The 9,708-nt window shown below is 69.5% G+C and carries 7 protein-coding genes and 2 pseudogenes; 5 read left to right on the forward strand and 4 right to left on the reverse strand.

Features of this window, described 5'->3' with window-relative positions; translation table 11 throughout:
* Positions 1-223: 223 nt before the first annotated feature.
* Positions 224-1,474 carry a DUF418 domain-containing protein gene (locus tag ACIBVN_RS59895; RefSeq protein WP_397151709.1) on the reverse strand — a complete coding sequence of 417 codons (1,251 nt, stop codon included), beginning with the start codon at positions 1,472-1,474 and terminating at the stop codon, positions 224-226.
* A gap of 212 nt (positions 1,475-1,686) precedes the next feature.
* On the opposite strand from ACIBVN_RS59895, the gene ACIBVN_RS59900 reads away from it, so the two are divergent.
* From ACIBVN_RS59900 to ACIBVN_RS59910, 3 genes are all read left to right on the forward strand, one after another.
* A complete protein-coding gene (locus ACIBVN_RS59900) occupies positions 1,687-1,902 on the forward strand; it encodes a hypothetical protein (protein WP_397151711.1) in 216 nt (71 codons plus the stop codon).
* A 75-nt stretch (positions 1,903-1,977) separates the two neighbouring features.
* On the forward strand, positions 1,978-3,762 hold the full coding sequence (locus ACIBVN_RS59905; protein WP_397151713.1) for an ABC transporter ATP-binding protein: 1,785 nt from the start codon (positions 1,978-1,980) through the stop codon (positions 3,760-3,762).
* Positions 3,763-3,866: 104 nt separating this feature from the next.
* On the forward strand, positions 3,867-4,394 hold the full coding sequence (locus ACIBVN_RS59910; RefSeq protein WP_397151715.1) for a hypothetical protein: 528 nt from the start codon (positions 3,867-3,869) through the stop codon (positions 4,392-4,394).
* A 382-nt stretch (positions 4,395-4,776) separates the two neighbouring features.
* Here the strand turns inward: ACIBVN_RS59910 and ACIBVN_RS59915 are convergent, their stop codons facing one another.
* The 3 genes from ACIBVN_RS59915 to ACIBVN_RS59925 form a co-directional block, all read right to left on the reverse strand.
* Positions 4,777-5,895, reverse strand: a complete 1,119-nt coding sequence (locus tag ACIBVN_RS59915; protein ID WP_397151716.1) for a sensor histidine kinase — start codon at positions 5,893-5,895, stop codon at positions 4,777-4,779.
* Positions 5,895-6,563 carry a response regulator gene (locus tag ACIBVN_RS59920; protein WP_397151718.1) on the reverse strand — a complete coding sequence of 223 codons (669 nt, stop codon included), beginning with the start codon at positions 6,561-6,563 and terminating at the stop codon, positions 5,895-5,897. The genes ACIBVN_RS59915 and ACIBVN_RS59920 overlap by 1 nt, the downstream gene beginning before the upstream one ends.
* 846 nt (positions 6,564-7,409) lie before the next feature.
* The gene (locus tag ACIBVN_RS59925) at positions 7,410-8,417 is read right to left on the reverse strand and encodes a LacI family DNA-binding transcriptional regulator (RefSeq protein ID WP_397151720.1); all 1,008 of its coding nucleotides are present in this window, start codon (positions 8,415-8,417) and stop codon (positions 7,410-7,412) included.
* Positions 8,418-8,594: 177 nt separating this feature from the next.
* On the opposite strand from ACIBVN_RS59925, the pseudogene ACIBVN_RS59930 reads away from it, so the two are divergent.
* A pseudogene (locus tag ACIBVN_RS59930) lies at positions 8,595-9,482 on the forward strand (glycoside hydrolase family 2 protein); the annotation flags it as partial.
* 89 nt (positions 9,483-9,571) lie between these two features.
* Positions 9,572-9,708, forward strand: a pseudogene (locus ACIBVN_RS59935) (hypothetical protein); the annotation flags it as partial.

Raw genomic sequence — 9,708 nt, forward strand, 5'->3', positions numbered from 1 at the left:
CTGCTCGCGTGGCTCTCGACCCACGTGGGTCCCGGCCCGCACGTGTTCACCTGCCACGTGAGCGACGGAGCGCACGACCCCCTGGAGGTTGTCGCAGAGGTCGAGCTCGGGAAGAACGCGATGAGAGCTATGAGCATGGAGATCATGGCCTTGTCCCTGATGCTGAGCTTCGCCCGGGCTGCCAGAGCGGTGGAGCGTGGAGGCGGGCCACCCCGGCCGGGTCTCATCGGATGTACTTCGCCGGCTTGGTGGAGGCGTTGAGCAGGTACTCCAGGGGTCCTCGGCGGAAGAAGCGGGACCAGATGGAGGCGAACGCGATCGCCCCGCCGATGAACATGAGCAGCGGCATCCAGGACTGCTGGGTGCCGGTCCCGCCGGGCACGGACAGCACGGACTGTGCGACGAAGTGGCCGACGTAGGCGGTCAGGGACATGGTGCCCACGGCGATGACGGGTTTGGCCAGGTGGCGCAGTCGCGGCAGGCGGTCCATCGCCACCGTCGCGCCGACGATCACGAGGATCGCGACTCCGACGCTGCCGATGATGTCGAACGTGGTGCCGCTGTGCGGCCCGGCCGTCAGGAGCAACGAGGCCGACAGATTGGGCTCGAAGGACCCGCTGTCGAGGGGCGCCGACCCGGAGCCGCTGGACGACAACCCGTCTTCCGCGAGGCTCCTCAACGCGTCCTTGCCGGCCAGCAGCAAGGACATGCCGTACGCGGTCACGGTGAGGGCGGCGCCGAGCGCGGCCAGGCGCCGCTGGACAGTGCCGGAGGACAGGTCGAGGCGGCCCAGCGCCATGCCCGCGATCACGAACGACATCCACGTGAGCGCCGGGTAGAAGCCGGTGAGCAGCAGATCGAGCACCCCCACGTCGCTGAGGCGGTGGAGCGGGTCGTAGACGTTGATGCCCTGCTGGACCGACTCGCTCAGCAGCGAGTTCAGGGCGAACGCCAGCTGCGGTGTGACGAGGGCGAGGACGGCCGCAGTGATCGCGAGTGTCCTGGCGCGCAGTCGCACCAGGGGCAGGGCGAGGAGGAAGAAGACGCCGTAGAAGTTGAGGATGATCACTCCCCCGTAAACCATCGCCAACGCGGTGCCCAGCGCCAGCAGGATCAGGGCGCGGATCGCGATCCTGGCCTTCGCCTGCCGACCGGCCAGGCCGGCCTTCGGCTCCCGGCGGCCAGCGATCAGCATCAGGGAGAACCCGGCGAGGGTGGCGAACAGGACCGACGAGTGCCCATCCGCCAGATACCGGACCCAACTGGCGACGCCGTCCGTGGCCGACAGCGGGGGACCGATGTGCACGACGTACATGCCGAACACGGCCAGCGCGCGGGCCAGGTCCACCCCGACGAGGCGTCCCATCGAGGGACCGGGCGAGGCCGCCACGGCGGACTCGGGCGGGGTTCGGGGCTGCGGAGACGAGTTCTCCTGCGGAGCAGGTGTCTCCTGCGGCGGCGGTGTCTGTGTCATACGGAGAATCTCGCGTGGACGTCAGGGGCGGACCATCCGGCAGTCTTCGGTAACGCCCCCGCCGATCGGCGGGTACCGCCCTGCTGATCGGCGGAGTCTCGTCCCCGACCGGTCCGACGCGACCGGATGGCGGTCTTCTTCAGCCACTCGGCGGGGGTGGACCCGACAGTTGCCGGGTGGGCATGGGGCGGACGGGCTTCCAGGCTGGAGGCATGACAGACCGTGCGCGACACAACGAGCGCGAGGGCTTCCTCGGATCATCGGCCGACGTACCGGGCCGTGGCGCCGTCCCTGGCAGGGGCGAGCTTCTGGAATTCCTCGGTCTGACGCCGGCGGCGGGCGCCTTCGTCCTGTTCGTCGTCCGCCCTGAGGTCTCCGAAGCGTTGGTGCACACCCTCGCCACGAGCACAGCCGGACTTGTCCACTGACCCGACACATGCTCACGCACTGGTGTGCCGGACCGCTGATGCGGTGCCCGGCAGACTGCAGAAGAAGGGAACTTCGTGAACACCGCATCCGCCCCGACGACGGATGAAACGTCCCTGTCCGCCCGAGAGACGGTCAAGGCACTGTGCGCCTATGTCCGGCCGCACCAGTGGGCCGTCGCCCTCGGCCTGTTGTGCGCCCTGGTCGGGGCCGCCGGAGGGCTGCTGCAGCCGCTGGCCACCAAGGCGCTCGTGGACCGGCTCGCGACAGGTGAGACCATCGCCGGGATCCTGATCGCGCTCACCGCGCTGGTGCTGCTGGGCACGGCGGTCGAGGCGTTCGGCGCGTATGTGCTGGAGCGGACGGCGGAGTCAGTGGTCCTGGCCGCGCGGCGCACCCTTGTGGGGCGGTTGCTGCGGCTGCGGATCGCGGAGTGGGAGCGGACCCCGCCGGGCGATCTGATGTCCCGGGTCACCTCGGACACCACGCTGCTGCGGGCGGTCAGCACCCAGGCGGTCGTCTCCGCGGCCACCGGCGCGGTGGCCTTCGTGGCGGCGATCGTGATGATGGCGTTCCTGGACGTCGTACTGCTGGGCGTGACGCTCGGTGTGGTCGTGCTGGTCGGCGGGGCCGTCGCCCTGGTGATGCCGAGGATCGCCCGCGCCACCGAGCGGTCGCAGGAGGCGGTCGGGGAGATCTCCGTCGCGCTGGAGCGGGCTCTCGGGGCGTTTCGCACGGTGAAGGCGTCCGGTGCCGAGGAGCGGGAGACCGCCCGGGTGAAGGCGGCGGCGCGGCGGGCGTGGCGTCACGGCATGCAGAGCGCGAAGTGGGAGTCCATGGCGGGCTCGGCCGACGAACTCGCCGTCCAGCTGGCCTTCCTCGCCGTGCTCGCGGTCGGCGGGGCGCGCGTGGCGTCCGGGGAGATCCCCATGTCCACCCTCATCGCCTTCCTGCTGTACCTCTTCTACCTGATCGAGCCGGTGTCCAAGCTGGTCGACGCCGTGTCCTCCTATCAGGAGGGGGCGGCCGCGATCTCCCGGATCGCGCAGGTGGAACGCCTGTCGACGGAACCGCCCGTCCGGCAGGAGGGCGCCCTGCCCAGGCAGGGGACAGCGGTGTCGGGTCCGGCGTCGGTCCGCTTCGAGGACGTGTCCTTCCGCTACCGTCCGGGCCTGCCGTACACCCACCAGCAGGTGAGCTTCGAGGTGCCGGGAACCGGAATGACCGCCTTCGTGGGCCCCTCGGGCGCGGGCAAGTCGACGGTGTTCGCGCTCATCGAGCGGTTCTACGAGGCCACCGGCGGCCGGGTCCTGGTCGACGGCAAGGATGTACAGGACTGGTCCCTGTCCGAGCTACGGTCTGCCATCGGGTACGTGGAGCAGGACGCTCCGGTGCTGGCCGGCACACTACGGGAGAACCTGGTCTTCGCTGCGCCCAACGCGACGGACGACGACATCCGCGACGTCCTGGCCCAGACGAAGCTCGACACCCTCGTCGAGCGCCTGCCCCACGGCCTGGACACCCCGGTCGGACACCGCGGCTCGAAGCTGTCGGGCGGCGAGCGGCAGCGCATCGCCATCGCCCGCGCCCTGCTCCGCAAGCCCCGGCTGCTCCTCCTGGACGAGGCGACCTCACAGCTCGACGCGATCAACGAGCTGGCGCTGCGCGACGTCATCACAGAGGTGGCCCGCGAGACCACCGTGCTGGTGGTGGCCCACCGCCTGTCGACGGTGACAGGCGCCGACCGGATCGTCGTCATGGACGCCGGCCGGATCCGCTCGGTGGGCACCCATGAGGAACTGGTGGCCCAGGACCGGCTGTACGCGCAACTGGCGGCCACCCAGCTCCTGGCCCTCGCGTGAAGACCCACCACACGCAGGGTTGTCCGGTCGTCCACTGCCCCACTCCCGACCGGACAACCCCACGCACCGACATGCACGGAAACCAAGACCGCGAAAGGCCCCTTATGCACACCGAGTCCGCCATCAGTTGCAGACGTGTGGTGTGGGACTGGCTGGCTCAGCCGGCTGCGCTGTTCGGCGGCGTGTACGGGCTCCTGGTGTCGAGTTCGGCCGTCGCCGCGCTCACCCAGTTCGGCGAGACGACTCGAGCGGCACGCATGGATGACGCTCTGTGGGTCCTGTTCACCGCCCTCGCCTCGGCCCTGGCCCATGGTTATGCCCACGAGATCGCCCACCGCGACGCGCAGGGCCATCCCGGCGTCCGGGGTGTGGTGCGTGCCGTGCTCGCCGAATGGCCGCTGGTGGTGGCGGCGTTGCCCACCGCACTGCTGCTGAGTGGGTCGGGCCTTGGCTGGTGGCCTTCCCAGGGCATCGAGTACGTCGCCTTCGGAGTCAACACCGTCCTGCTGCTGTGCTGGGGCCTGCTCGTCTCCCGGGCTGCGGGCCGCACGTGGGGACGAGCCGTCAGGATCGGCTGTACCGACGCGCTCCTAGGGGTGGCCGTCGCTTTGGTCAGCACCCTGCTGAAGTGAGGAGGGCGTGGCCGATGTCGCTGAGTCGCATATCGGCCCTGTGCGGTCTCCGTCAGGCCGCTGACGAAGGCCACAGGCGTCGGTAGACCGCGGGCGGGATCCACGCTGGTGCCCGCCACCACGGCATTTTGAATCACGGCCGCCTGGGACGCCTCGTCAAGCGCCCGTCGTCCGCCCGTGGGCGAGGCGGGAAACCAGGGCCATCAGCCTGGTGCCGGGATCTTCGCTGTCCTGACGCGGCACCGGACACGGTCAGGACGGGGAGCTGGACGAGCGTGCAGGCCGGGCGGAGCACGGGCGCCAGCCCCCTTTCTCGTTGCCGGACGCGGACCACGAGTGGGTCTCGTGAGCCGCAAGCCGACGGAACAGCATGAGGGGTCGGTCAGTCCGCGCTGAGGGGAATCCGCAGCCGCACCCGGTAGCCGCCCTCCGTGGTCGGGCCCGCATCCAGGGTGCCGTGCAGAATCTCGGCCCGTTCCCGCAGACCGACCAAGCCCTGCTGCGAACCGGGGAGGGAAAGGGAGGGACGCGTGGGCGGGGTGTTGGTGACGGTCACTCCCACGTCGTCGCCTTCCTGCCACAGCTCGACGCAAGCGGTGGCGCCGGGGGCGTGCTTGCGGACGTTGGTCAGCGCCTCCTGGACCGTGCGGTAGATGGCCCGTTGCGCGGGTGTGCCCACGGTGGGCGGCAGCTCACCCATCAGCTCCGCGTGAGTACCGCTTGATTCCACCAGTTTGCGCAGGTCGGCCAGGGTCGGCTGAGGAGTCAGCTCGGTGGCGTGGCCGCCGGAGGCGCGCAGCAACGTAACCATGATGCGCAGTTCGTCGAGCGTGGCCACGCTCAGCGAACGGATCGTGCGGGCAGCCTCTTTGGCGTCCGCGTCCTTGGTAGCGACCTGCAGGGCTCCGGCCTGCACCGCGATCAGGCTCACCTGGTGGGAGACCACGTCGTGCATCTCCCGAGACAGCTGGGCACGTTCCCTGGCGACCACGGCCTGAGCGTGCAGGGCACGTTCGTGTTCCCTTGCCTCCTCGATCTCCTCCAGGCGCCGGGCCAGGTCCCGTCGCGCCTGGACGAGCTGGCCGAACAGGACCGGGGCGACGGCGATCGCCAGGTTGTAGACGAAGAAGAGCAGCGTAAAGGTCTGGCCGACATCGGAGAGGTCGGACGGAGGCCACGGAATGCTGCCCGCGATGGCGGTCAAGGCGACACATACCGCGAGAAAGCGGCGGTCGCGGGAGCGTTCGGCTACGGTGAACAGCGCCACGAGTGGAGCGACGGCCACCTCGGTCGTGACCATGATCGGCAGGGTGAGCAGGAAGACGGCGAACGGGAATCTGCGCCGGAAGATCAGCGCGCCGCAGCCGAGCAAGGCGAACGCGACGCCGAGGCGGGTTTCCTCCCAGGTGTTCACCCACACGTCCAGGGCCGCCACCGCCACCAGGGCGAGGTCGACGACCGGCGCGGGCACGCGCCCCCACAGGGCGCCTACGCGGCTCATCAGCCGGCCTGCGACTGCTTGCGTTCGTCGAGCAGCCCGGCCCGCTGTGCCAGCAGTGCGGCCTGTACCCGGCTCGTCACCCGCAGTTTCGTGAGAATCGCGCTGACATGGTCTTTGACCGTGCCGGCGCCCAGGTGGATACGCGCCCCGATGTCGGCGTTCGACAACCCCTCCGACACCAGGACCAGGACGTCACGCTCGCGGGGGGTGAGCAGCCGGACGCGAGCCGCCCCCTCGTCGACGGCCGCCTCGGTGCCGGGGTGGCCGCGCAGCAGTGTCCGCGACGCCTTGGGGGACAGCACCACACCGCCCGCTGCGAGGGTGCGCACCAGGTGGGCGAGCTGCTCCGGCTCGGTGTCCTTGAGCAGGAAGCCGGCAGCGCCGGAGTGCAGCGCGGTCAGGATGTACTCGTCGGCGTCGAACGTCGTCAGCATCGCCACCACCGGAGCATCAGGCATCGTCCGCAGCTCCCGCAGGACGGTGAGCCCGTCGACGTCCGGCATCCGGATGTCCAGCAGGACCACGTCGGGCCGCTCCCGGCGGACGGTCTCCACGGCATCGCCGCCGCTCGCGGTCGCGACGACCTCGATGTCCTCCGAGGCGCCCAGAATGAGCCCGAATCCCGACCGGACCAGTGCCTCGTCGTCCACCACCACTACCCGTATCACGCGCGCTCCGCCTCACCTTCATCCATGCCGCCCGGCTCATACCGCCTCGACCCTAAAGCCCCCAAGAGCCCCGGCGGCCCGGCGAGCGGCAGCTCCAGCCACACGGCGTGGTAGCACCCTCCAGTCGGCAGGGACACCGCAGCCTTCTGCCGGATACTCTATGATCGGCCCGGTTTCCAGCCTGAGTGGCATCACACATCACCCAGACTCCCCGCTGCTCCCGGCCGACGCAGCGTCCCCTGGACGCGAGTGGCACGGGCAGGGCCGGCGGCCGCTGTGGTCCACCTCCATCAGCCGCGCACAGCCGACCTGCCGCCCAGCCCCAGCGCCGCCTCACCCGGACGCCCTCGCCGCCGCCATCCGCCTGGCCGACAGGCAGCCGTTCATGGCGTGGGGGCAGCGGATGGCGATCCTCAGGCAGGCCGCCAGTCCCACGGCGGCCACGCTCTACCTGGGGTGCGGCCGGAATACGCCCGAAACGGGCCGCGTGGGTTACGGTGCATCCTCTGACCTGGGGTTTCGCCTCGCGTCAGGGGAGAGCTACTCTCGTCCATCCGAGCAAGCCGCAGTTCTCATGGTGGATCTCGAGATGGTCAATCAGACTCAGAGGATGAGCGCGGAAGGTAGTCAGTATGCCTTCGTGATCCAGACGAGGGACGACCTCGACCGATCGTGGTCATGGATCATGGATCATGGATTACGGCAACGGGGACAACCTGGTGGCGGGACGCGGCATGGTGGATGATGTCTCGGGAACCCCGCAAGACTTCTGAACCGACTCCGTGGGCACGCACCTCTGCGCCCCCGCTGTCATGGGCGGGCGACAGGCGGGGTCGCGTTACGAGTTCAGGTCCTCGGCGGTGCCGTACTCTTGCGGACGGTGAGAACGGTGGCGATCTCCACCCCGACCTGGCGAACCGGTTCACCGCGGCCGAGGGTCAGCGCCAGGTCGGTGGCGGCGCTCGCCATCTCGAACAATGGCTGGTGGACCGTCGTCAGGGGTGGGTCGGCCCAGTCTGAGACGACGATGTCGTCGAAGCCCACCACGCTCAATTCGCCCGGGATCGACAAGCCCAGCTCCCGAGCGGCGCGATAGACCCCGAACGCCTGCATGTCGTTGGAGGAGAAGATCGCAGTCGGCCGGTCAGGGCGGGAAAGCAGTTCGAGGGCCGCGGCGTAGCCGTGCTCGCGGGTGAGGGAGGTGCGGACCACCAGCGAAGAATCCGCGGCGACGTCGGCTTCGGCCATCGCCGAGAAATATCCGGCCATGCGCGCCTGGCAGAACGGATAGTCCGGCCCATTGATCATCGCGATGCGCCGGTGCCCCAGGTCGAGCAGGTGCCGGGTGGCCGAGTGGCCGCCCCGCCAGTTGGTGGTGCCCACGAAGGGGACGTCATCCGGCAACTCGCCGGCCGGGTTGATGACGACGAACGGGATGTCCTTTGTCTTCAGCTTCGCCTGCTCGGGCGCCGAGATCTCGGAGACGAACAGGACGCAGCCGGGGCGGCGGCCGATCGTCTCGTCGATGGAGGTGGCGGGTGAGGAGTCGGGGCCCAGCTGCGACACCAGGACGCCGATCCGGTTCTGGCGCGCCACCCGTTCGACCCCGCGGATGATCTCCACGGCCCACGTGCCCTCCATCTCGCGGAAGACGATCTCCACGGTGCTGCCCCGGCTGCCGGAAGGGCGGCGGTAGCCGTACTTGTTGATCAGACCTTCGACTCGGGTACGGGTCTCCTTCGAGACGCCCGAGCGGCCGTTGAGCACCTTCGACACGGTGGGGATCGAGACGCCCGCGGATTCAGCGATGAACGCGATGGTGACCGCGGGCGGCCCCGATGGGTTCTCGGTCACGTTCGCCTTTCCGCCGCCATGGTGTGTCCATGGAAACTATAGAGCAACTCCGAGGAAACTTTCTCAGCCCGTCCGGCCTGCCAAAGGCCGAGCGTAGAGCCGGTTCCGTGCCTTGCCGCAACACGCGTTCGATACTACGGTTTCGCGCGAAACTTTATCACTGGAAGAGGAAAGCGCGTGTACCTTGAAGACTTCTCCCCAGGTTATGGCAAGCGCGCGCCGCGAGCCGTCCTCGCTTCTGACGCCCCGCGGCTCGACCTGAACGGTGACTGGGCATTCCGCTTCTCTCCCATCGGCCTCGGCGAGCCGGACGGCTTCCCATGTCCCGACTTCGACGACGAGGAGTGGGATCGGCTCGCCGTCCCCTCGCACTGGCAGCTCCACGGGTACGGCAAGCCCGCCTACCTGAACATCCCTTACCCGATTCCGATAGATCCGCCGTTCGTCCCGGACGAGAACCAGACAGGCGACTATCGCCGCGTCTTCGAGCTGCCCGAAGAGTGGGGTGATACCCCTGCCGTGCTCCGCTTCGAGGGTGTGGACTCGTGCGCGCGGGTCTGGCTCAACGGAGTGGAGCTTGGGGTGACCAGGGGCAGCCGCCTGTCGACGGAGTTCGACGCCACGAAGGCGCTGTGCCCGGGCCGCAACGTCCTGGCCGTCCGGGTCCACCAGTATTCCTCTGGCACCTATCTGGAGGATCAGGACACCTGGCGGCTGTCCGGGATCTTCCGGGACGTAGCGCTGCTTGCGCGGCCCGTCGGCGGAATCCGGGACGTCTTCGTGCATGCCGACTACTCCGACGGAGGCGGGCGGGTGCGATTCGACGTGGCGGCGGACGGGCCTGTCGAGGTCGGCATCCCCCTGCTCGGGGTGGAGGCCGCCGCCGCCACGCAGACGTTCGTCTTCGACCGGGTACGGCCCTGGAGCGCGGAGGATCCCTTCCTCTACGAGGCCGTCATCGCCACCCCGAGCGAGCGGGTGCGCGTGCGGTTCGGCTTCCGCACGGTCGAGATCAACGGGGACGGCGTGCTGACGGTGAACGGCCGGCGGATCGTGCTGCGCGGTGTCAACCGGCACGAGTTCGACCCCGATCACGGGCGCAGTGGTTCGGCGCAGGGCCCGGCGAGGCGTACCCCGACTCGCGGCAGGCGGCGCGGATCGGCCACTTCCACGCCACGGTCGACGACCTGCAGACCCCGTACGTCCGCCCGCAGGACAACGGCACTCGCGCCGACGTGCGCTGGGCCGAGATCACCGATCCGGCGGGCGCGGGAATCCGCATCGAGGGTGA

This window comes from Nonomuraea sp. NPDC049400 (assembly GCF_044466425.1).
In the GTDB taxonomy this organism is placed as follows: domain Bacteria; phylum Actinomycetota; class Actinomycetes; order Streptosporangiales; family Streptosporangiaceae; genus Nonomuraea.